This is a genomic window from Denitratisoma sp. (assembly GCA_032027165.1).
GTDB lineage: Bacteria > Pseudomonadota > Gammaproteobacteria > Burkholderiales > Rhodocyclaceae > Desulfobacillus.
In genome coordinates this window covers 2,738,215-2,757,696 of sequence record JAVSMO010000001.1, presented here as the reverse complement: position 1 = coordinate 2,757,696, position 19,482 = coordinate 2,738,215, and the positions used below count along the sequence as shown (strand labels likewise).

The window sequence follows — 19,482 nt, the reverse complement described above, 5'->3', positions numbered from 1 at the left end:
AGTTACTTCTTCTCGGCGGCCGGGGGCGCAGCGGCAGGCGCAGAAGCGGGCACCGGTGCGCCGCCCGGCGGCGCGGCGGTTTTGCTGCCCGGTTTGCCGAATTCCGTCATGACGTCGCCGCGCAGCGTCAGCGCGTAGGTCATGAAAATCAGGCCGCCGACGAAAAAGGCCAGGACGGCATAGATCCACCAGTCGGCGAGGTAGTGCTTCGGATGCTTGTCCTCCGCCGTCTGCGGGTTGGCGCGAACGATGGGTTCCTTGCTCATTGCTCCTCCAGGGATTTCGGTTTTTTGGCTCTGTTGGGCCGCGCGGCCTCTTCGGGCCGCATCACTGCGGCGAGCTTGTCCAGCACGCCGTTCACATATTTGTGTCCATCGGTGCCGCCGTAGCTCTTGGCCAGCTCGATGGCTTCGTTGATCACCACCTTGTAGGGCGCTTCCAAATGCCGCTTCAGCTCGAAGGTGGCGAGCAGCAGGATGGCGCGCTCCACCGGCGAGAGCTCGGCGTAGGGGCGGTCGAGCTGCGGCTCGATCATCGCCTGCAGTTCCGCCGCCTCGTCGATGGCGCCCTTCAGCAGCAGTTCGAACAGGGCGCGGTCGATCTTGTCGAAGCCGCCCGCGGCGGCCAGGTGCGCCTCGATCGCCGGCACGTCATGGCCGGCAAGCTGCCACTGATAAAGGCCCTGCAGCGCGAATTCCCTGGCGCGGCGTCTGGGCGATTTCATTTCTTGAGGAACATCTGCAAGTTCGCCATTTCAATCGCGGCCTGGCCGGCCTCCATGCCCTTCTGCACCATGCGCGCCAGCGCCTGGTCGTCGTCCTCGGTGGTGAGCACGCCGTTGGCGATGGGCATGCCGGTGGCGAGCTGCACGTCGGTGATGCCGCGGGCGGATTCGTTGGAGACGATCTCGAAATGGTAGGTCTCGCCGCGGATGACGCAGCCGAGCGCCACCAGGGCGTCGAAGCGGCCGCTCTGCGCCATCGTCTGCAGGATCAGCGGCAGCTCGAGGGCGCCCGGGGCGGTGACGATCTGCATGTCGGCGCTGCGCACGCCGAGGCGCTTCAGCTCGGCCGTGCAGCCGCCGAGCAGGCCCTCGCTGACGTCGATGTTGAAGCGGCTCATGGCGATGCCGATGCGCAGGCCGGCGCCCTTCAGGTCGGGCTCGAACTCGTCGATGTCGTCGTAGCGTGCCATGGGTTTATGCCTTCGCGTCTTCGGGAGTCAGGTAGCCGGTGATCTCGAGCTGGAAGCCCGCCATGCTCGGCATCTTGCGCGGGCTGGCGAGCAGTTTCATGCGGCGCACGCCGAGGTCGCGCAGGATCTGCGCGCCGATGCCGTAGAGGCGCGGGTCCCACTTGGCGGCCGGCTTGGCGGCCTCGCCCTCGCCCTGCAGGGCGGCGAGGAGGTCCGGCGTCGAGCTGGCGCGGCGCAGCAGCACGATGACGCCGCTGCCGTGTTTGGCGATCGTGCGCATGGCGCGATCCACGCTGAAGCTGTGGCGGTCGCTCTGGCAGTCGAGGAAGTCGAGCACGGTGATCGGCTCGTGCACCCGCACCAGGGTTTCCGCCTTCGGGTCGATCTTGCCCTTCACCAGCGCGATGTGCACGTCGCCGCTGGTCTTGTCGCGGTAGCCGGTCAGGTGGAAGTCGCCGTGGGCGCAGGCCACGTCCTTTTCGGCGATGCGCTCGACCAGCGTCTCGTTCTCGTTGCGGTAGTGGATCAGGTCGGCGATGGCGCCGATCTTCAGGCCGTGCGTCTTGGCGAACTCGATCAGGTCGGGCAGCCGCGCCATGGTGCCGTCGTCCTTGAGGATCTCGCAGATCACCGCCGCCGGCTCGCAGCCGGCCAGGTGGGCGAGGTCGCAGCCGGCCTCGGTGTGGCCGGCGCGCACCAGCACGCCGCCGTTCTGCGCCATCAGCGGGAAGATGTGGCCGGGCTGGACGATGTCTGAAGGCTGCGCGCGCTTGGCCACCGCCGCCTGCACGGTGCGGGCGCGGTCGTGCGCCGAGATGCCGGTGGTGACGCCCTCGGCCGCCTCGATGGAGAGCGTGAACGCCGTGCCGTGCGGCGAGCGGTTGTCGCGCACCATCAGCGGCAGGTTGAGCTGGCGGCAGCGCGCCTCGGTCAGCGTCAGGCAGATCAGGCCGCGGCCGTGCTTGGCCATGAAGTTGATCGCCTCGGGCGTGACGTACTCCGCGGCGAGGACGAGGTCGCCCTCGTTCTCGCGGTCCTCCTCGTCGACCAGCACGACCATGCGGCCGTCGCGGATGTCGGCGATGATGTCCTTGATGGGGGAAAGTGCAGTCATTCGTTCTCCGCGCTCAGCATGCGCTCGATGTAGCGGGCGACGAGGTCGATCTCGAGATTGACCTTGGCGCCGGCCTTCAGGTGCTTGAGCGTCGTCACCGCCACGGTGTGCGGGATCAGGTTGATGGAAAAGTCGGTCTTGTCGACCCGGTTCACCGTCAGGCTGACGCCGCTGACCGTGATCGAGCCCTTGCGCGCGATGTACTTCGCCAGCGGCTTCGGCGCGCGGATCACCAGCTCGTGGCTCTCGCCGATCTTCTCGAACTTCAGGACCTCGCCGACGCCATCCACGTGGCCCGTCACCAGGTGGCCGCCGAGGCGGTCGGCCAGGCGCAGCGCCTTTTCGAGATTGACTTCGCCGGGTGCGTCGAGGCCGACGGTGCAGTCGAGGGTCTCGCGCGAGACGTCGACCTTGTAGCTGCCGCCGGTCTTCTCGATGACGGTGAGGCAGACGCCGCCGTGGGCGATCGAGTCGCCCAGCGCGACGTCGCCGAGGTCGAGGCCGGGCGCTTCGACGGTCAGGCGCAGGCCTTTCTCCAGGGCTTGCAGATGGGTGATCCTGCCGACGGCGGCGATGATTCCGGAAAACACGTTGGAAGAAGGGGAATATAAGGAAACGCGGATTTTACCCGCGAACCGCCCCCCGGTGTTTGAGGGGCATCAACCGCCCAGCGCCGTATTCAGAACCTTTATGAACTGGTCCGCCGGTTGGTAGCCGACCACGCGCAGGCCCTGGCGCTCCCGGCCCTGGCGGTCGAAGAAGATGATGCCGGGCGGGCCGAACAGGTTGAAGCGCTTCAGCAGCGCCTTGTCCGCGTCGGTATTGGCGGTGACATCCACCTGCAGCAGGGTCATGCGGCGCATCTGCGCCGCCACGCGCGCATCCGAGAAGGTGTACTTCTCCATCTCCTTGCAGGAGACGCACCAGTCGGCATAAAAGTCCAGCAGCACCGGCTTGTCCGCCGCCGCGAGGCGGGCATCCAGTTCGGCGACGGTCTTCACGCGCTCGAAGGCGACGTGCTCGCCCGGCGACGCGGCGCTGCGCAGGAAGCCGAGCGGCTGCAGCGGATCGCGGCTGCCGCCGACGGCGCCGACCACCAGCGAGGCGCCGACCAGCAGCAGCACCATGCCGATGCCCTTCCAGAAGCGCGCCCAGCCGTGCGCATGCGGCGGCAGCGGGTCGATGGCGCGCAGGAACATCGCCGTACCGATGGACAGCGCCCCCCAGGCGCCGAGATGCGCCCAGGCCGGCAGCACCGGCGAGACCAGCCAGATCGCCAGCGCCAGCAACATCACGCCGAAGGCTTTCTTCACCGACTCCATCCACGGCCCGGTGTGCGGCAGCAGCGAGCGCGTCGACACGCCGACGATCACCAGCGGCACGCCCTTGCCGAGCGCCATGGCGAACAGCGCCGCGCCGCCCAGCACCGCGTCGCGCGTCTGCGCGATGTAGAGCAGCGCGCCGGCCAGCGGCGCCGCCACGCAGGGACCGACGATCAGCGCCGAGAGCGCGCCCATGGCGGCGACGCCGTGCAGCGAGCCGCCCTTGATGTGCCCCGACTCCTCCGACAGCTTGCTCTGCAGGAAGGCCGGCAGCTGCAGCTCGTAGAAGCCGAACATCGACAGGGACAGGATGACGAACACCAGGGCGAAGCCGCCCAGCACCCAGGCGTTCTGCAGGGCGGCCGAGAGCATCGAGCCGGACAGGCCGGCGGCGACGCCGGCGGCGGCGTAGGCGACCGCCATGCCCAGCACGTAGGTTATCGAGAGGACGAAGGCGCGGCCCTTCGTGATGCGATGGCCGTGGCCGACGATGATGCCCGACAGGATCGGGTACATCGGGAAGACGCAGGGGGTGAAGGCCAGCAGCACGCCGGCGCCGAAGAAGGTGGTGAGGATCAGCCAGAAGCCGGCGTTCTTCAGCAGGCCGGCCAGCTGCGAGGATTCGTCCCCGGCGCCATCGATTGCGCTGCCGGTCGGCGCGGCCGGCGCGCTGCTCATCGCGGCGAGGCTGACCTGCAGCGTCTGCGGATTGGGCGGGTAGCACACGCCCAGGTCGGCGCAGCCCTGCGAGGTGGCCTTCAGCGTGACGGCTTCGAGTCCTTCGGGCGCCGTGAAGGGCAGGCGGATGACCACCTCCTTGCGGTAGGTCTCGACGTCGCCGAAGAACTCGTCCTGCTTGACCTTGCCCGGCGGCAGCTGCGGCGTGCCGGCCTTGACCGTCGCCGGTTCCAGCGCGAACGCGAACTTGTCGCGGTACATGTAATAGCCCTTGGCGATGTCGTAGCGCACCTCGAGGGTGCCGGCATCGACGGCGCGGGCGGACAGGCGGAAGGCCTTGTCCACTTCGAGCAGTTCTTCGGCGGCGGAAACCGCCAGCGGCAGGCAAAGGGACAGCAGCAGGAACAGTCGACGGATCATGGATATGTCTTTTATTGGGGGGCCGTGGAGGCCGCCACCCAGGCGAGGTAGTCGGGCAGGCCCCTGTCGATTCGGACAGCCACGATCTCCGGAAGTTCGTAGGGGTGGTAGGCGCGGATCGCCTCCTCCAGGGCGGCGTAGCGCGCGGCGCTGGTCTTGATCAGCAGCGGCACCTCATCGGACTCCTCGACCTTGCCGTCCCAGCGGTAGATCGAATGGCAGGGCGTCAGGAGGTTCGCGCAGGCGGCCAGGCGCTGCTCGACGAGCTGCACGGCGAGCGCCCGCGCGCTTTCCGCGTCGGGCAAGTTGGTGATGACGAGGAGGGCATCCATTGGCGCGCCATTCTACCTATTTCAGCAGGCGCCGCCGCGCCAGGCCGAGCGCCAGCCAGAAGGCGGCGAAGGCATAGCCGGCCAGCACGGCGACGTGCAGCCCGGCCTGCGCCGGCACTTCGCCGAAGAACAGCGGCCGCGTCAGCTGTACCGCGTGCGACAGCGGCAGCAGCGCCGACAGCGCCCGGAAGGCGGCGGGCAGCTGCTCGACCGGGAAGAACACGCCCGAGAGCAGCGTCATCGGCGTGATGAACAGGGTGAAGTAGTACATGAAGAAATCGTAGCTCGGCGCCAGCGCCGTCATGATCAGGCCGATCGCGGCAAAGGTCAGGCCGGTGAGGAACACCAGCGGCAGCGCCCACAGCGCCAGCGGCGAGTGGATCAGGCCGAGCGCGGCGGCCACCGCCAGGATCGCCGCGCCCGACAGGCAGGCCTTGCTCGCCGCCCACACCAGCTCGGCCAGCACCAGGTCGTCGAGCGACACCGGCGCGTTGAGGATGGCCTCCCAGGTCTTCTGCACCTGCATGCGCGAGAAGGCCGAGTAGAGCGTCTCGAAGGTGGCGCTGTTCATGGTCGAGAAGCACACCGCGCCGGCGGCGAGGAAGGCCATGTAGGGCACCCCGCCGACCGTCGGCAGCAGCGTGCCGATGCCATAGCCCAGGCCCAGCATGTAGATCATCGGGTCGGCCAGGTTGCCGAGGATCGACGGGATCGCCAGCTTGCGCCAGACGAGGAAATTGCGCTGCCACACCGGGATGAAGCGCAGGCTGGGCGAGGGCGGGCGGAAATGATTCATGTCAGTCGCGCAGGTCGCGGCCGGTGAGTTTGAGGAAGACGTCCTCCAGGTTGGCCGGGCGGTGCAGGTAGCGCAGGCCCTGCCGGCCGGCGAGGTGGCGCAGCAGCGGGCGCGATTCGGTCAGGTAGCAGAAGGCCGTCTCGCCGGTGACCTCGACGCGCGTGGCGAACTGTGCCGCCTCGGCCTTCGCCCAGTCGGCGGCGCTCATTTCGCCCGGCTCGCCATACACCTCCACCACCTCCGGCTCGATGTGCGCGGCGATCACCTCGCGCGGGCTGCCCTCGGCGATGAAGCGGCCGCGGTCCATGATGCCGAGGCGATGGCAGAGGCGCTCGGCCTCGTCCATGAAGTGCGTCGTCAGCAGCACCGTCTTGCCCTGCGCCAGCAACTGCTTGAGGCGCTCCCAGATCAGGTGGCGCGCCTGCGGGTCGAGGCCGGTGGTCGGCTCGTCGAGGAACAGGATGTCCGGGTCGTTCACCAGCGCGCGCGCCAAGGTCAGGCGCCGCTTCATGCCGCCGGAGAGGGTGTTGATCTTGGCGTCGGCGCGGCCGGCCAGCCCGGCGAACTCGAGCAGGCGCGGGATGCGCTCGCGCACCGCGCGCTCGGCCAGGCCGAAATAGCGGCCGTACACCAGCAGGTTCTCCGCTGCCGTGAAGTCCGGGTCGAGGTTGTCCATCTGCGGCACGATGCCGACGCGGCTGCGCGCCTCGCGCGCCTGCGCCGGCACCGGCAGGCCGGACAGGCGGATGGTGCCGGCGTCCGGCGCGGTGAGGCCGAGGGCGCAGCGCAGCGTGGTGGTCTTGCCGGCGCCGTTGGGGCCGAGCAGGCCGTAGCATTCGCCGCGGCGCAACTCGAAAGTCAGTCCCTGCAGCACGGCAGTGCCGCCGTAGGACTTCTGCAGGCCCGAGACGCTCAGCGTGCCCACTGCGCTTCGATGATGCGGCGGATCAGGTGCAGCTTGCGGTGGAAGAAATGGTCGGCGCCGGGCACCACGCTCACCGCCAGCTCGAGCGGCTCGGCCCAGGCCAGCACGTTGGCGAGCGGCACCGTCTCGTCGCGGTCGCCGTGGATGACGATCGTGTCGGGCGCCACCGCCTCGGTGACATAGCTGCGCGCGCCCTCGACGTAGCCGGCCGCGGTGCCGACCAGCACCAGGCGCCGCGCCGGGTCGCCCGCTTCGGCCAGCCGCTTCGCCAGGCGCGTGACGACGTAGGCGCCGAAGGAGAAGCCGCCGAGGTAGAAGGGCAGGTCGGCGCCGAAGCGCGTGCGGGCGTAGGCGTGCACGGCGGCGAGGTCGTCCGTCTCGGCGATGCCGTGGTCGTGTTCGCCGGCCGAGGCGCCGACGCCGCGGAAGTTTGGCCGCAGCGTGGCGCAGCCGAGCTCGCGAAAGGCCTTCGCCAGCGTCGTCACCACCTTGTTGTCGGCCGTGCCGCCGTAGAGCGGGTGCGGGTGGGCGACCAGCGCGATGCCCGTCGCCGCCACCCGTGGCTCGACGAAGACCTCGACGGCGCCGGCCGGCCCGTCGAGCAGGACGCGCTCGTGCTTCGACATCAGTCGATCTTCAGGCGCTCGACGACCTTGCCCTGGGCGAGGTGCGATTCGACGATCTCGTCGATGTCCTCCTGGTCGACGTAGGTGTACCAGACCGCCTCGGGATAGACGACGACCACCGGCCCCTTCTCGCATCGATCTAGGCAGCCGGCGCTGTTGATGCGCACCTTGCCGGCGATCTTGCCGCCCATCGCCTTGACCTTGTCCTTGCAGTAGTCGCGCATGGCCTGGGCGCCGTGGCTGTTGCAGCACGTCTCGCCGGGTGCGCGCTGGTTGGTGCAGAAGAAAACGTGGTGTTTAAAGTAGCTCATTGCTCTCTCCAGGGAATGCCCGATTATCCCTCGGGATTTCCTTTGGTCATAGTTCGTCGTATTTCTTCGCGTTGCCGCGCGCCTTCTCCACCGGATACTTCAGGGCGTTCTTGGCGATCTTGGCGCGCGCCGCGGCGGCGAGGTCGACGCCCAGCGTGTCGGCCAGCTCGACCAGGTAGATCAGCACGTCGGCCAGCTCGTCGTGGATGGCCTCGCGCTTTTCGCCGTCCCGCAGCGACTGACTTTCCTCGGGGGTGATCCACTGGAAGTGCTCGGCCAGTTCCGCCGCCTCGACGATCAGCGCCATCGCCAGGTTCTTCGGCGTGTGGTAGCGGTCCCACTCGCGCTCGCGCGCGAAGGCGCGCAGCGTGTCGCGCAGATCGATCAATGGGTCGTTCATTCGTGATTGTCCTGTCTCGGCCGCGGCAGCATCAGGTAGGGCAGCGCGGCGAAGGGCCACAGGCTGGAGACCAGCTTGGTGAGGCCGTTGAAGTTGAGGAAATGCCCCTGCTGCCAGACGGCCAGCGAGGCGGTGAGATAGGGGTTCTCCGGCGCCAGGTTCACCAGCGCAGTGGCGAACAGCAGGGCCAGCGCCGCCAGCATGCGCTGCGCCAGCGGCGGCAGCCAGGTGGCCGCCAACAGCGCACCGGCGCCCATGGCGAGCCCGGCCATGTTGCCCGGCGTGATCCAGTGCGCGAACTGTGCCGCGCTGACCAGCAGCATGCTGGCGAAGGCTTTCACCGCCAGCGCCGCAGCGAGCAGCGCCGTCGGCAGCCAGCGGTTGTGCTCGCGCAGCAGCGACCAGGCGATGAGGCCGGCGGCCAGCGTGCCGCCCGCGGCGACGCCGGCTTCGATGACGGCGAAGCGCCGCGCCGAATAGGGCAGCGGCGGCAGTTCGAGCAGGGCGCGCAGGTCGCCGGTGCCGAACAGCAGCAGCTCCGGGTTGAGCTGGGCGAGCAGCCACAGGCCGAGCAGCACCAGGCCGAAGTCGGCCGCATGGCCGCGCTGGACGAGGCGGCTGCGCAGGCGGTGCAGGCGCCCGCCGTCGACCAGCTCGCGGCCCCAGTTCATGCCGGCCGCCGCGCCGATCATGGCGCCGATGGCGTTGCAGGCGAGGTCGATGTTGGAGGGCACGCGGCTGGGCAGGAAGTTCTGCAGGATTTCCACCCCGAGGCTGAGGCCGCCGCCGATCAGCACGGCGAGCAGTGCCGCCGCGACGATGCCCAGGCGTCCCTGCAGCGCCGGCACGATCAGGAAGCCGAGCGGCACGTAGGCGAGGATGTTGGCCGCCAGGTCGAAGCCGGTGTGGTAGCGCGGCCAGGCCGCCGAGAGGAAACCGAGGACCGGCGCGCCTGTGTCGCGCCAGCCGGACAACGGATGCAGGCTGGCATAGGCCACCAGCAACGCGTAGGCGACGGCGAGGTAGAGCGCGAGGGGCGAATGCGGGCTTTTCATGATTTCACAGCATAGCCCAGCACGTTCAGTTCGATGGCGAAGAAGGCCGCCAGCCAGAGCGCCGCGTCCCAGGCGTCCAGCCATGCGCCCTGCCAGGCCCACACCGGCACCGGCAGGAGCAGGGCCGAGTAGAGCACCACGGCGGCGATGAGGAAGGATTCGCGCCGCCGTCCCACCGCCCGCGGTGCGCGCACCTCGATCTCGAGCAGGACCACCACGGCGACCCACAGCCAGGCGTTGGCCGCGTCGAGCCACTCCGCCTCGGCGACATAGCCGACGGCCGCCGCCAGCACGCCGGCGCCGGCGAGGAGGCGCAGCACATGCACCAGCCGGACCTCGCGCGTCGACAGGCGCGCGCCGTGCGCCGTCTCGATTTCGAACAGCGCCAGCAGGGCAACCCAGGCGATGCTGTCGACGAGCTCGTTGGCCGAGCCGAACAGCGCATACAGCGCCAGGTTTGCCGCCAGCAGCGCGTAGACGGCCGTCTTGAAGCGGCGGAAACCGGGCGGTGCCGGCATGGCCAGTGGGTCAGTGCGGATGGCGGCGCTCGCCGTCGTGCGGCACGTGATGCGTTTCCGCCGCGGCGTGGTGGCCGTGGAGGGCCGGCGCGGGGGTCGGATGGCCGACCCACTGCGGCAGCAGCGAGCCGGCGGCCATGCCGAGGAACGACACGCCCAGGCCGATCAGCTGCGGCGGCACCGGGCTGTCCTCGCCGATCATCAGCTCGATCATCAGCCACGACAGGATGCCGCCGAAGATCGCCGCCAGCGCGCCCTGCGAGGTGGCGCGCTTCCAGAAGATGCCGACGACCAGCGGCACGAAGGCGCCGGCCAGCGTGACCTTGTAGGCGTTCTCGACCATCTCGAAGATCGACGATTCGGAATTCAGCGCGAAGGCCAGCACCAGCGAGGCGAAGCCGACCAGCGTCGCGCGCATTACCCAGAGGAAGCGGTGGTCGCCCATCTTCGGGTAGAAGCCCTTGATCACGTTCTCGGCGAAGGTGACGGACGGGGCCAGCAGCGTGGCGGAGGAGCAGCTCATGATCGCCGAGAGCACGGCGCCGAAGAACAGCACCTGCGCGGCCAGCGGCATGTGCTGCAGGACCAGCGTCGGCAGCACGAGCTGGGAGTCCTCCTCGATCAGCTTGCCGAACATGTCCGGGTCGATCAGCGTCGCCGAGTAGGCGATGAACATCGGCACGAAGGTGAAGCAAAAGTAGATCGAGGCGCCGAGAATGGAGCCCCACAGCGCGATTTTGGCGCTCTTCGCCGAGGTGACGCGTTGGAAGACGTCCTGCTGCGGGATCGAGCCGAGCATCATGGTGACCCAGGCGCCGAGGAAGGCGATCCACTTCAGCGGATCCATCTCGGGGAAGAAGTCGAGCTTGCCGGCCAGGCTGGCGTGGGAGATGACCGCCGCGCCGCCGCCGTCCACCTTGCCGCTGACGACCCAGGCGATGAACAGCAGGCCGCCCATCGAAACGGCCATCTGCACGAAGTCGAGGATGGCCACCGAGAACATGCCGCCGAAGGTGGTGTAGGTGACGACGATGGCCGCGCCGAGGATCATGCCGGCCTGCTGGCTCACCGCTCCGTCGGTGACGACGAAGAAGATCAGGCCGAGCGCCTTGATCTGCGCCGCCACCCAGCCCAGGTAGGAGGCGACGATGCAGATCGTCGTCAGCACCTCGACCGTGCGGTTGTAGCGCATGCGGTAGAAGTCGCCGAGCGTGAGGATGTTGAGCTTGTAGAGGTAGCGCGAGAAGAGGATGCCGGCGATGACCAGGCACATCGACGAACCGAAGGGGTCGGCGACCACGCCGGTCAGCCCCTCCTTGACGAAGGTGGCCGAGACGCCGAACACGGCTTCCGCGCCGAACCAGGTGGCGAACACCGTGGCGGTCACCACCGGCAGCGGCAGCGAACGGCCGGCGACGGCGAAGTCCTTGGCGTTGTGCACGCGCGTCGCGGCGAGCAGGCCGATGCCCACGGAAACCATCAGGTAGAGGATCACGAACCAGAGCAGCATGGCGGCGGCGAAAAGTCAGTCTGCAAGGGACGGCGGATTATAGCGAAACGAGCTGCACCACGAGAATGCCGGCGAGCAACGCCGCGGCGACCTTCAGCCAGGCCGTCTGCCGCTGCTGCTCCGCCTGCAGGCGCGCCACCTCGTCGCGCAGGACGCGCAGCGGTTCCTGGTCGAGCGCGCGGTGCAGCAGGCGCGGCAGCTGCGGCAGCAGCGCCGCCCACTGCGGCGCCTCGCGCTTCAGGTTGTTGGCCAGCGCCTTGAGGCCGACGCGCTCGGCCATCCAGCGCTCGAGGAAGGGCTTCGCCGTGGTCCACAGGTCGAGCTCCGGGTCGAGCTGGCGGCCGAGACCCTCGATGTTGAGCAGCGTCTTCTGCAGCATGACGAGTTGCGGCTGGATCTCGACGTTGAAGCGGCGCCCGGTCTGGAAGAGGCGCAGCAGCGTCTTGCCGAAGGAGATGTCCTTCAGCGGCCGGTCGAACACCGGCTCGCAGACGGCGCGGATGCCGGCCTCGAACTCGTCGAGGCGCGTGTCGGCCGGCACCCAGCCGGCGTCGATGTGCGCCTGCGCCACCGCCTTGTAGTCGCGGCGGAAGAAGCCGAGGAAATTCTGCGCGAGGTAGTTCTGGTCGACCTCGGTGAGCGTGCCCATGATGCCGAAGTCGAGGGCGACGTACTGCCCGGCCGGCGTGACGAGGATGTTGCCCGGGTGCATGTCGGCGTGGAAGAAGCCGTCGCGGAAGACCTGGGTGAAGAAGATCTCGACGCCGGCGCGCGAGAGTGCCTTCAAATCGACGCCGCCGGCGCGCAGCGCCTCGACCTGGCCGATCGGCGTGCCATGCATGCGCTCCATCACCATCACCTGCGCCGAGCACCAGTCCCAGTGCACCTCCGGCACCGCCAGCAGCGGCGAATGCAGGAAGTTGCGCCGCAGCTGCGCGCAGTTGGAAGCTTCGCGCATCAGGTCCAGCTCGTCCTCGAGGTGCTTGGCGAATTCCGCCACCACTTCGCGCGGCTTCAGCCGCCGGCCATCCGGCCAGAGCATCTCGATCAGTCCGGCGCCGGCATCGAGCAGGCCGACGTCGTGGGCGATCACCCGCTCGATGCCCGGCCGCAGGATCTTCACCGCCACTTCGCGCCCGTCGGGCAGGACGGCGAAGTGCACCTGCGCCACCGAGGCGCTGGCCACCGGCTCGGCGCCGAAGCCGGCGAACACTTCCGACACGGGTTTGCCGAAGGCCCGTTCCAGCACCGCCACGGCCTGCGCCGAGGGGAAGGGCGGCACCTGGTCCTGCAGCTTGGCCAGCTCGTCGGCGAGGTCGACCGGCAGCAGATCGCGCCGCGTCGACAGCACCTGGCCGAACTTGACGAAGATCGGCCCCAGCGCCTCCAGCGCCAGGCGCAGCCGCTCGGCGCGCGGCGCCGACAGGTCGCGCCAGAACAGCACGGCGCGCAGCAGGCGCGCCAGCCGCTCGGTCGGCGCGTGGTCGAGCACCAGCTGGTCGAGGCCGAAGCGCAGGCCGACGCTGACGATTTTCAGGAGGCGGAAGAAGCGCAAGGTGTCGGCGTATTCGGGAAAACGCCGATTTTACCCATATTTAGCAGGACGCCACGGCCAGCGCGGGAGGGCGGGAAGGTATAATCCGCGCTTTCCTGGATATTGATATGGCAGCAGACATCCGATCCGAACTGACGGCCCTGTTGCGCGCGGCGCTGGAGAGCGTGGCGCCGGACAGCCGCGACGCCGCCATCACGCTGGAGCGGCCCAAGCAGGCCTCGCATGGCGACTTCGCCAGCAACCTCGCCCTGCAGCTGGCCAAGCCGCTCAAGCTCAATCCGCGCGACATCGCCGGCCGCCTGCTGGCCGAACTGCCGGCCTCGCCGCTCGTCGCCAAGGCCGAAGTGGCCGGCGCCGGCTTCATCAACTTCACCCTCGCCCCGGCGGCCAAGCTGCAAGTGGTGCGTACCGTGCTCGGGCGCGGCGACGACTTCGGCCGCAGCGCACTCGGCGGCGGGCAGAAGGTCCAGGTCGAGTTCGTCTCGGCCAATCCGACCGGGCCCTTGCATGTCGGCCACGGCCGCGGCGCCGCCTATGGCGCCAGCCTCGCCAGCCTGCTCGACTTTGCCGGCTACCGGGTGACGCGCGAGTTCTACGTGAACGATGCCGGCCGCCAGATGGACATCCTGGCGCTGTCGACCTGGCTGCGCTACCTCGAGCTGCACGGCGCGACCATCCCCTTCCCGAAGAACGCCTACCAGGGCGACTATGTGCGCGGCATGGCCGACGCCATCCACCAGGCGCACGGCGCGCGCTACCGGCGCGACGCCGCCCACGTGCTCGACGGCGCGCCGGATGCGGCGACGGACGCCGAGGGCCACCTCGACGCCCTGATCGCCAACGCCAAGCGCCTGCTCGGCGACGACTACGCCTACGTGCACAACTTCGCCCTGACCGAGCAGCTCGGCGACTCGCGCGAGGACCTCGCCGAGTTCGGCGTGCATTTCGACAACTGGTTTTCCGAGCGCTCGCTGTTCGATACAGGCCTGGTGGACAAGGCGGTGGCGCAGCTCGAGCAGCGCGGCCACGTTTATTTGCAGGACGGCGCCAGGTGGTTCCGCTCCACCGAATTCGGCGACGAAAAGGACCGCGTCGTGCAGCGCGAGAACGGGTTGTACACCTACTTCGCCTCGGACATCGCCTACCACCTCAACAAGTACGAGCGCGGCTTCGGGAAGATCATCGACATCTGGGGCGCCGACCATCACGGCTACATCCCGCGCGTCAAGGGCGCCATCCGGGCGCTCGGCCTCGACGACAGCCGCCTCGAGGTGGCGCTGGTGCAGTTCGCCGTGCTCTACCGCGACGGCCAGAAGACCTCGATGAGCACGCGCTCCGGCGAGTTCGTCACCCTGCGCGAGCTGCGCGGCGAAGTCGGCAACGACGCCTGCCGCTTCTTCTACGTGCTGCGCAAATCCGACCAGCACCTCGACTTCGACCTCGACCTCGCCAAGTCGCAGACGAACGAGAACCCGGTGTACTACATCCAGTACGCCCACGCCCGCGTCTGCTCCGTGCTGGCGCAGTGGGGCGGCGACGAAGCCTCGCTGGCCGGCGCCGACCTGTCGCCGCTCGGCAACGAGCGGGAACTGGCGCTGTGCGCGCGTCTCGGCGAATTCCCGGAAGCGGTGGAAAATGCCGCGCGCGACTACGCGCCGCACCTGATCGCCTTCTACCTGAAGGATTTGGCCGGCGAATTCCACAGTTACTATAATGCCGAGCGCTTCCTCGTCGACGACGCGAAGCTGCGCGAGGCGCGCCTGGCATTGTGCCTGGCGGTGCGCCAGGCGCTGCGCAACGGCCTGCGCATCATCGGCGTGAGCGCGCCCGAATCCATGTGAGGCAACGATGAACACACGCAAGCAAGGCGGCGGCACTCTCCTAGGCATGTTCATCGGCCTGGTCGTCGGCGTCGTCATCGCCGCCGGCGTCGTCTGGTACCTGAACAAGACGCCGCTGCCCTTCCAGGAGAAGGGCACCAGGCCGCCGGCCGAGAAGCACGACGAGCCCAGGGCCGCCGTGCCGGTCGTGCCGGAGCCCCTGCCGGGCAAGCCCGGCGACAAAGTGGCGGAAAAGCCGCGTTTCGAGTTCTACAAGATCCTGCCCGGCAGCCAGGAGCCGGTGCCCCAGGCCGAGCCGAAGCCGGCCGCCGCGGCGCCGAAGCCGGCCGGGGATGCCCTCTTCCTCCAGGCCGGCTCCTTCCAGAATCCCGCCGATGCGGACAACCTCAAGGCCCGCCTGGCGTTGATGGGGGTGGAGGCCAGCGTGCAGCAGGTGACCCTGCCCGAGAAGGGCATCATGCACCGCGTGCGCATCGGTCCCTATGCCAATCCGGACGAGATGGCCAGGGTCCGCACGCTGCTGGCGCAGAACGGAATCCAGGCCAGCGTTGTCAGAGTCAAGGACGGCAAGGACACCAGGGACGCCGCCAACTAAATTTCAGGAGAAATCATGCACTTGAACAAATGGCTGGGCCTCCTCGGCCTCACCTTCGCGTTGATTGCCGGTTCCGCCTCTGCCCAGATGCGGGCGGGCAAGGATTACAAGCCGCTGGCCAACCCGCAGGCAGTCGAGACCGGCGAGAAGATCGAGGTCGTCGAATTCTTCTGGTACGGCTGTCCGCACTGCTTCGACCTCGAGCCCTTCCTCAGGAAGTGGACGGCGAAGCTGCCGAAGGACGTTGAGTTCCGCCGCATCCCGGCGATCCCCACCGAACGCTGGGCGCCGAACGCGCGCACCTTCTACACGCTGGAATCGCTGGGCCTGCTCGAGCGCATGCACGGCGAGGTGTTCGACGCCATCCACATCGACCGCGTGAACCTCAATGACGAGAGAATCCAGCTCGACTGGATGGCGAAGAAGGGCGTCGACCGCGCCAAGTTCGCCGAGGCCTGGAAGTCCTTCTCGGTGCAGAGCAAGACCAAGCGCGCCGCCCAGCTCACCCAGGCCTACGACGTCACCGGCGTGCCCGCCCTGGTGGTCGACGGCAAGTACTTCACCTCCGTCTCCATGACTGGCAGCCCGGAAGGCTTGATGCAGACCCTCGACAGCCTGATCGCCAAGGCGCGCGCCGAGCGGCCGAAGAAGAAGTAAGCCGCGCTTGCGCGTCTTTATCACCGGCGCATCCTCCGGCATCGGCGCGGCGCTCGCCGCGCACTATGCCGCGCGGGGCGCCCAGCTCGGCCTGGTGGCGCGCCGCGCCGAAGTCCTCGCCGGCATCGCGCGCGGGCTGCCCGGTTCCCCCGCCCTCTACACCGCCGACGTCGCCGACGCGCAGGCCATGCAGGAGGCGGCGCAAGACTTCATGGCGCGCTTCGGCGTGCCCGACGTCGTCATCGCCAACGCCGGCGTCTCCGTCGGCACCCTCACCGAGCACGCCGAGGACATCGCCGTCTTCGGCCGCGTCATACAGACCAACGTGGTGGGGCTCGCCGCCACCTTCCACCCCTTCGTCGCGCCGATGCGCGCGGCCGGGCGCGGACGGCTGGCCGGCATCGCCTCGGTGGCCGGCATGCGCGGCATCCCCGGCGCCGGCGCCTACAGCGCCTCGAAGGCCGCCGCCATCACCTACCTGGAAGCGCTGCGCGTCGAGCTGCGCGCGAGCGGGGTGAAAGTCGTCACCGTCTGCCCCGGCTACGTCGCCACGCCGATGACGGCGGTGAACAAGTACCGCATGCCCTTCATCCTCCCCGCCGACGTCGCCGCCCGGCGCATCGCCCGCGTCATCGACGCCGGCCGCGGCTACGCCGTCGTGCCGTGGCAGATGGCCCTCGTCGCGCGCGCCATGAAGCTCCTGCCCAACGCGGCGTACGACCGCCTCTTCAAGCGCGCCGGCCGCAAGCCGCGCGGCCTCAAGCTGTAGGTCGGCCTTCAGGCCGACATCGGGAACAATCGGCGAGCTGAAGCCTGACCTACGCTGCAGCCGACAAAAGTCAGTCGCCGGAGGGCGGCGAACGAAGAGGTTAGCGGTAAATCTCGCGCCGGTTGCCGACGCGCAGAACACGGACGACGATGCGCTGTTGGATAGGGCGGTCGAGTTTCTTGAGGTCTTTCACGGCCTCCGGATCTAACTCGATCTCAAAGGCCAAGCTTTCGCTCCACCTCGTTCAGAGGGATGGCCTTGCGGTTGCGCCGTGCGCGCGCTTCGGCGAGGTAATAGTCCTCGAGGTCGTCGATGTATTCGAGGATGGCTTCACGCGCCAGTGCGGTCTTGCTGCGTCCAGTTTCGCTGGCCAGCGCGTTCAGCCTTTCCTCGACGGTGCCGGGCAATCTGATGGAGAGCATGTCGAGATTTTCCTTAACGACTATACAAGCATAGCAGTCAAATCAGTCTCCAGAAGACGGCACCACAGACTTCTTCGCGGAGGCTGAAGCAAGCGTACGCGCTCGTTACTGAAGGAATTCGGCCTGAGCGGCCAATACATTCGAGTCAAATGAATGTTTCTCATCTTTCAATTACTGTCCTTCGACAGAGCTGATAGAAACCAGGCGACTCACACAGCACTACGCGCTATAACCGGACATGCAGACATTTCGACTACAATGCTGAGAGGATAAAACAAAAGGAGGGTGTCATATGGATATGCTCCTGCAGCTCATCGCTCCCTACTGGCGCCAGGTGTCGTCTTGGTGGCAATTGCTTGGCCCGGACGGCCCTTATTACGTCTGGCTTTCTTCTGGTCTTCTTGGATTCTTGGTCTGGGCATGGCTTTCGTACCTTCTGGTGCGCCGGCTTTTAGGACACAAGAAGATTTACGGTGTCTGGTTTCGCCCAGGCGAGATCGAGCCCCTGCTTGATCGGCTCGAGTTGAGTGAGAAGAACGGAACAATTCTGCATGCGCGAGACGTCAATCTACTGGACAAGTACAGGCCTGACAGAAGGCTTCACCTGAAAAAAATTGGAGATAGTGATTTTGTGAGTTGGTAATTCCGGTGATAGGCCAGGTTTGTTGGATGAAGGTCTGCTTCGGCCGAAACTGTTCCATTCGACCCCTGACAACAACCCAGCAAAAGTCAGTCCCTGCGGCACGGCGCATTCCGGCGCCGTGCCGCCCTCACGCGGCGGCCAGTGCCTGCCGCACGTCGTCGAGCAGGTCCTCGGGGTCTTCAAGACCGGCGGAGATGCGCACCAGGCCTTCGCCGATCAGGTGTTCGCGCCGCTCCTCGGGCGTGTAGAAGGAATGCGTCATGCTGGCCGGGTGCTGCGCCAGGCTTTCGGCGTCGCCGAGGCTGACGGCGCGGGTGATCAGCCGCAGCGCGTTCATGAAGCGGCGGCCCGCCTCGATGCCGCCCTTCAGCTCGAAGGCGACCATGCCGCCGGGCAGCTTCATCTGCCGGCGCGCGAGTTCGATCTGCGGGAAGGCGGCCAGTCCCGGGTAGTGGCAGACCTCGACTTTTTCGTGGCCGGCCAGGCATTCGGCGATGGCCTGGGCGTTGCTGCTGTGGCGTTCCATGCGCAGCGCCAGCGTCTTCAGGCCGCGCAGGATGAGGAAGGCGTCCTGCGAGGAGAGCACGGCGCCGGTCATGTCCTTGATGCCGTAGAAGCGCACCTGGTTCAGCGATTCCTGCGGGCCGACGACGGCGCCGGCGATGAGGTCGCCGTGACCGCCGAGGTATTTCGTCGCCGAGTGCACGACGTAGTCGGCGCCGAGCGCGAGTGGACGCTGCAGGTAGGGCGTGCAGTAGGTGTTGTCCACCACCACCTTGGCGTCGTGGCGATGGGCGATGGCGGCGATGGCCGCGATGTCCACCAGCCGCATGTTGGGATTGGCCGGCGACTCGAAGAACACCACTTTCGTCTGCGCGCCGATGGCGGCTTCGAGGTTGGCCGGCTGCGTCAGGTCGACGTGCGTGATCTTCACGCCGAACTTGGCCAGGCCGTGGTTGAAGAAGCCGAAGGTGCAGCCGTAGAGGGTCTTGTCGGCGATGACTTCGTCGCCCGGCGACAGCAGCGTCCACATCAGCGAGGTGGTGGCGCCCATGCCCGAGGCGGTGACCAGCGCCGCCTCGCCGCCTTCGAGGTCGGCGATGCGGCCCTCCAGCAGGCAGGTGGTCGGGTTGCCGACGCGCGAGTAGACGAAGCCGGCCTGCTCGCCGGCGAAGCGCGCGCTGCCGTCTTCCACCGTGGGAAAGGCGTAGGTCGAGCTCAGGTAGATCGGCGGGTTGACCGAGCCGTGGCCCGCGTAGGGATCGTAGCCGTGGTGGATGGCGCGGGTGGTGAAGCCCTTGCCGGGTGTCCTGGATTGCGACATCGATGGTTCCCCTTATTTGACCGGCAGGTGCTCGCGGTGCGCGAAGCCCAGCGTGTTGTCGATGAGATGGATGTCCTTCGGCACGAACTCGTACCAGCGGATTTTGTCGAGCGCTTCGAGAAGCTTGCGCGGCACGCCGGCGCCGCCGCCGATGAGCGGGTAGCGTTCCTGGTACAGGGCGCGCACGCGCGCCTCGTCCTCGCGGGCGACTTCGCGCACCGTGCCTTCGAGCTGCAGGCCGCGGATGCCGGGCCAGTCGTCGTAGTCGCGCTGGATGGTGGCGGCGGCGCGCGGGTCGGCGGCGAGGTGTTCGGCGTGGCGCGAGGTCGGCGACGAGAGGTAGTACAGCTTCAGGTCGTCGTGGGCGTAGAACACCGCCGCCGCCCACGGCCCGTCGGTGCCGACGGTGGACAGCGTCATGACGTGGTGTTCGCCGAGGAAGGCGAGCACGCGGCTGCGCAGCGGGGCGCTCATG

The 19,482-nt window shown here is 68.0% G+C and carries 25 protein-coding genes; 5 read left to right on the top strand and 20 right to left on the bottom strand.

All coding sequences use genetic code 11. The features are described from left to right. Positions 1–2 precede the first annotated feature (2 nt). The 16 genes from ROZ00_13480 to ubiB form a co-directional block, all read right to left on the bottom strand. Positions 3–266: a hypothetical protein gene (locus ROZ00_13480; protein ID MDT3737233.1), complete on the bottom strand. Its 264-nt coding sequence runs from the start codon at positions 264–266 to the stop codon at positions 3–5. After that, positions 263–724 carry a transcription antitermination factor NusB gene (gene nusB / locus ROZ00_13475; protein ID MDT3737232.1) on the bottom strand — a complete coding sequence of 154 codons (462 nt, stop codon included), beginning with the start codon at positions 722–724 and terminating at the stop codon, positions 263–265. The genes ROZ00_13480 and nusB overlap by 4 nt, the downstream gene beginning before the upstream one ends. Further along, entirely contained in the window at positions 721–1,194 is a 474-nt protein-coding gene (gene ribH / locus ROZ00_13470; GenBank protein ID MDT3737231.1) for a 6,7-dimethyl-8-ribityllumazine synthase, read from the bottom strand. Before ribH ends, nusB begins: the two co-directional genes overlap by 4 nt. A 4-nt stretch (positions 1,195–1,198) precedes the next feature. Continuing rightward, positions 1,199–2,308 (bottom strand): bifunctional 3,4-dihydroxy-2-butanone-4-phosphate synthase/GTP cyclohydrolase II, encoded by a 1,110-nt coding sequence (gene ribBA, locus ROZ00_13465; GenBank protein MDT3737230.1) that lies wholly within the window; start codon positions 2,306–2,308, stop codon positions 1,199–1,201. After that, entirely contained in the window at positions 2,305–2,898 is a 594-nt protein-coding gene (locus tag ROZ00_13460) for a riboflavin synthase (GenBank protein ID MDT3737229.1), read from the bottom strand. Before ROZ00_13460 ends, ribBA begins: the two co-directional genes overlap by 4 nt. 69 nt (positions 2,899–2,967) lie before the next feature. After that, positions 2,968–4,728, bottom strand: coding sequence for a protein-disulfide reductase DsbD (gene dsbD, locus ROZ00_13455; protein MDT3737228.1), 1,761 nt, complete (start codon positions 4,726–4,728; stop codon positions 2,968–2,970). A gap of 11 nt (positions 4,729–4,739) precedes the next feature. Next, on the bottom strand, positions 4,740–5,060 hold the full coding sequence (cutA, locus tag ROZ00_13450; protein ID MDT3737227.1) for a divalent-cation tolerance protein CutA: 321 nt from the start codon (positions 5,058–5,060) through the stop codon (positions 4,740–4,742). 16 nt (positions 5,061–5,076) lie between these two features. Further along, positions 5,077–5,856 carry an ABC transporter permease gene (locus ROZ00_13445; protein ID MDT3737226.1) on the bottom strand — a complete coding sequence of 260 codons (780 nt, stop codon included), beginning with the start codon at positions 5,854–5,856 and terminating at the stop codon, positions 5,077–5,079. Between the two features lies 1 nt (position 5,857). Next, positions 5,858–6,781, bottom strand: a complete 924-nt coding sequence (locus ROZ00_13440) for an ATP-binding cassette domain-containing protein (GenBank protein MDT3737225.1) — start codon at positions 6,779–6,781, stop codon at positions 5,858–5,860. Beyond that, positions 6,769–7,407 (bottom strand): thioesterase domain-containing protein, encoded by a 639-nt coding sequence (locus tag ROZ00_13435; GenBank protein MDT3737224.1) that lies wholly within the window; start codon positions 7,405–7,407, stop codon positions 6,769–6,771. The genes ROZ00_13440 and ROZ00_13435 overlap by 13 nt, the downstream gene beginning before the upstream one ends. Further along, the gene (locus ROZ00_13430) at positions 7,407–7,718 is read right to left on the bottom strand and encodes an NAD(P)H-dependent oxidoreductase subunit E (GenBank protein MDT3737223.1); all 312 of its coding nucleotides are present in this window, start codon (positions 7,716–7,718) and stop codon (positions 7,407–7,409) included. Before ROZ00_13430 ends, ROZ00_13435 begins: the two co-directional genes overlap by 1 nt. A 46-nt stretch (positions 7,719–7,764) precedes the next feature. Continuing rightward, positions 7,765–8,118 carry a nucleotide pyrophosphohydrolase gene (locus ROZ00_13425; GenBank protein ID MDT3737222.1) on the bottom strand — a complete coding sequence of 118 codons (354 nt, stop codon included), beginning with the start codon at positions 8,116–8,118 and terminating at the stop codon, positions 7,765–7,767. Continuing rightward, positions 8,115–9,173 carry a VanZ family protein gene (locus ROZ00_13420; protein MDT3737221.1) on the bottom strand — a complete coding sequence of 353 codons (1,059 nt, stop codon included), beginning with the start codon at positions 9,171–9,173 and terminating at the stop codon, positions 8,115–8,117. The genes ROZ00_13425 and ROZ00_13420 overlap by 4 nt, the downstream gene beginning before the upstream one ends. After that, entirely contained in the window at positions 9,170–9,691 is a 522-nt protein-coding gene (locus ROZ00_13415) for a hypothetical protein (protein MDT3737220.1), read from the bottom strand. The genes ROZ00_13420 and ROZ00_13415 overlap by 4 nt, the downstream gene beginning before the upstream one ends. 10 nt (positions 9,692–9,701) lie before the next feature. Further along, entirely contained in the window at positions 9,702–11,201 is a 1,500-nt protein-coding gene (locus tag ROZ00_13410) for a sodium:solute symporter family protein (protein ID MDT3737219.1), read from the bottom strand. 37 nt (positions 11,202–11,238) lie between these two features. Further along, positions 11,239–12,756, bottom strand: coding sequence for a ubiquinone biosynthesis regulatory protein kinase UbiB (gene ubiB / locus ROZ00_13405; protein MDT3737218.1), 1,518 nt, complete (start codon positions 12,754–12,756; stop codon positions 11,239–11,241). 107 nt (positions 12,757–12,863) lie between these two features. On the opposite strand from ubiB, the gene argS reads away from it, so the two are divergent. From argS to ROZ00_13385, 4 genes are read left to right on the top strand one after another with little or no spacing between them, the layout of a single operon-like run. Continuing rightward, entirely contained in the window at positions 12,864–14,597 is a 1,734-nt protein-coding gene (argS, locus tag ROZ00_13400; protein ID MDT3737217.1) for an arginine--tRNA ligase, read from the top strand. A 7-nt stretch (positions 14,598–14,604) separates the two neighbouring features. Beyond that, the gene (locus ROZ00_13395) at positions 14,605–15,192 is read left to right on the top strand and encodes an SPOR domain-containing protein (protein ID MDT3737216.1); all 588 of its coding nucleotides are present in this window, start codon (positions 14,605–14,607) and stop codon (positions 15,190–15,192) included. 15 nt (positions 15,193–15,207) lie between these two features. Further along, positions 15,208–15,849: a thiol:disulfide interchange protein DsbA/DsbL gene (locus ROZ00_13390; protein ID MDT3737215.1), complete on the top strand. Its 642-nt coding sequence runs from the start codon at positions 15,208–15,210 to the stop codon at positions 15,847–15,849. A 7-nt stretch (positions 15,850–15,856) separates the two neighbouring features. Continuing rightward, positions 15,857–16,618, top strand: a complete 762-nt coding sequence (locus ROZ00_13385) for an SDR family oxidoreductase (GenBank protein ID MDT3737214.1) — start codon at positions 15,857–15,859, stop codon at positions 16,616–16,618. A 100-nt stretch (positions 16,619–16,718) separates the two neighbouring features. Here the strand turns inward: ROZ00_13385 and ROZ00_13380 are convergent, their stop codons facing one another. Continuing rightward, positions 16,719–16,844 carry a hypothetical protein gene (locus ROZ00_13380; GenBank protein ID MDT3737213.1) on the bottom strand — a complete coding sequence of 42 codons (126 nt, stop codon included), beginning with the start codon at positions 16,842–16,844 and terminating at the stop codon, positions 16,719–16,721. Continuing rightward, positions 16,834–17,040, bottom strand: a complete 207-nt coding sequence (locus ROZ00_13375) for a DUF6290 family protein (protein ID MDT3737212.1) — start codon at positions 17,038–17,040, stop codon at positions 16,834–16,836. Before ROZ00_13375 ends, ROZ00_13380 begins: the two co-directional genes overlap by 11 nt. A 292-nt stretch (positions 17,041–17,332) precedes the next feature. On the opposite strand from ROZ00_13375, the gene ROZ00_13370 reads away from it, so the two are divergent. Continuing rightward, positions 17,333–17,683, top strand: coding sequence for a hypothetical protein (locus ROZ00_13370; GenBank protein MDT3737211.1), 351 nt, complete (start codon positions 17,333–17,335; stop codon positions 17,681–17,683). 127 nt (positions 17,684–17,810) lie between these two features. Here the strand turns inward: ROZ00_13370 and ROZ00_13365 are convergent, their stop codons facing one another. Continuing rightward, positions 17,811–19,007, bottom strand: a complete 1,197-nt coding sequence (locus ROZ00_13365) for a methionine gamma-lyase (GenBank protein ID MDT3737210.1) — start codon at positions 19,005–19,007, stop codon at positions 17,811–17,813. 12 nt (positions 19,008–19,019) lie between these two features. Next, the gene (locus ROZ00_13360) at positions 19,020–19,481 is read right to left on the bottom strand and encodes a pyridoxamine 5'-phosphate oxidase family protein (protein MDT3737209.1); all 462 of its coding nucleotides are present in this window, start codon (positions 19,479–19,481) and stop codon (positions 19,020–19,022) included. Position 19,482 lies beyond the last annotated feature (1 nt).

Excerpts from the sequence above, each read along its gene's own strand:
- ROZ00_13480 (MDT3737233.1), bottom strand. The coding sequence starts at position 266 with ATGAGCAAGGAACCCATCGTTCGCGCCAACCCGCAGACGGCGGAGGAC.
- nusB (MDT3737232.1), bottom strand. The coding sequence starts at position 724 with ATGAAATCGCCCAGACGCCGCGCCAGGGAATTCGCGCTGCAGGGCCTT.
- ribH (MDT3737231.1), bottom strand. The coding sequence starts at position 1,194 with ATGGCACGCTACGACGACATCGACGAGTTCGAGCCCGACCTGAAGGGC.
- ribBA (MDT3737230.1), bottom strand. The coding sequence starts at position 2,308 with ATGACTGCACTTTCCCCCATCAAGGACATCATCGCCGACATCCGCGAC.
- dsbD (MDT3737228.1), bottom strand. The coding sequence starts at position 4,728 with ATGATCCGTCGACTGTTCCTGCTGCTGTCCCTTTGCCTGCCGCTGGCG.
- cutA (MDT3737227.1), bottom strand. The coding sequence starts at position 5,060 with ATGGATGCCCTCCTCGTCATCACCAACTTGCCCGACGCGGAAAGCGCG.
- ROZ00_13445 (MDT3737226.1), bottom strand. The coding sequence starts at position 5,856 with ATGAATCATTTCCGCCCGCCCTCGCCCAGCCTGCGCTTCATCCCGGTG.
- ROZ00_13435 (MDT3737224.1), bottom strand. The coding sequence starts at position 7,407 with ATGTCGAAGCACGAGCGCGTCCTGCTCGACGGGCCGGCCGGCGCCGTC.
- ROZ00_13430 (MDT3737223.1), bottom strand. The coding sequence starts at position 7,718 with ATGAGCTACTTTAAACACCACGTTTTCTTCTGCACCAACCAGCGCGCA.
- ROZ00_13425 (MDT3737222.1), bottom strand. The coding sequence starts at position 8,118 with ATGAACGACCCATTGATCGATCTGCGCGACACGCTGCGCGCCTTCGCG.
- ROZ00_13420 (MDT3737221.1), bottom strand. The coding sequence starts at position 9,173 with ATGAAAAGCCCGCATTCGCCCCTCGCGCTCTACCTCGCCGTCGCCTAC.
- ROZ00_13415 (MDT3737220.1), bottom strand. The coding sequence starts at position 9,691 with ATGCCGGCACCGCCCGGTTTCCGCCGCTTCAAGACGGCCGTCTACGCG.
- ROZ00_13410 (MDT3737219.1), bottom strand. The coding sequence starts at position 11,201 with ATGCTGCTCTGGTTCGTGATCCTCTACCTGATGGTTTCCGTGGGCATC.
- argS (MDT3737217.1), top strand. The coding sequence starts at position 12,864 with ATGGCAGCAGACATCCGATCCGAACTGACGGCCCTGTTGCGCGCGGCG.
- ROZ00_13395 (MDT3737216.1), top strand. The coding sequence starts at position 14,605 with ATGAACACACGCAAGCAAGGCGGCGGCACTCTCCTAGGCATGTTCATC.
- ROZ00_13390 (MDT3737215.1), top strand. The coding sequence starts at position 15,208 with ATGCACTTGAACAAATGGCTGGGCCTCCTCGGCCTCACCTTCGCGTTG.
- ROZ00_13375 (MDT3737212.1), bottom strand. The coding sequence starts at position 17,040 with ATGCTCTCCATCAGATTGCCCGGCACCGTCGAGGAAAGGCTGAACGCG.
- ROZ00_13370 (MDT3737211.1), top strand. The coding sequence starts at position 17,333 with ATGGATATGCTCCTGCAGCTCATCGCTCCCTACTGGCGCCAGGTGTCG.
- ROZ00_13365 (MDT3737210.1), bottom strand. The coding sequence starts at position 19,007 with ATGTCGCAATCCAGGACACCCGGCAAGGGCTTCACCACCCGCGCCATC.
- ROZ00_13360 (MDT3737209.1), bottom strand. The coding sequence starts at position 19,481 with ATGAGCGCCCCGCTGCGCAGCCGCGTGCTCGCCTTCCTCGGCGAACAC.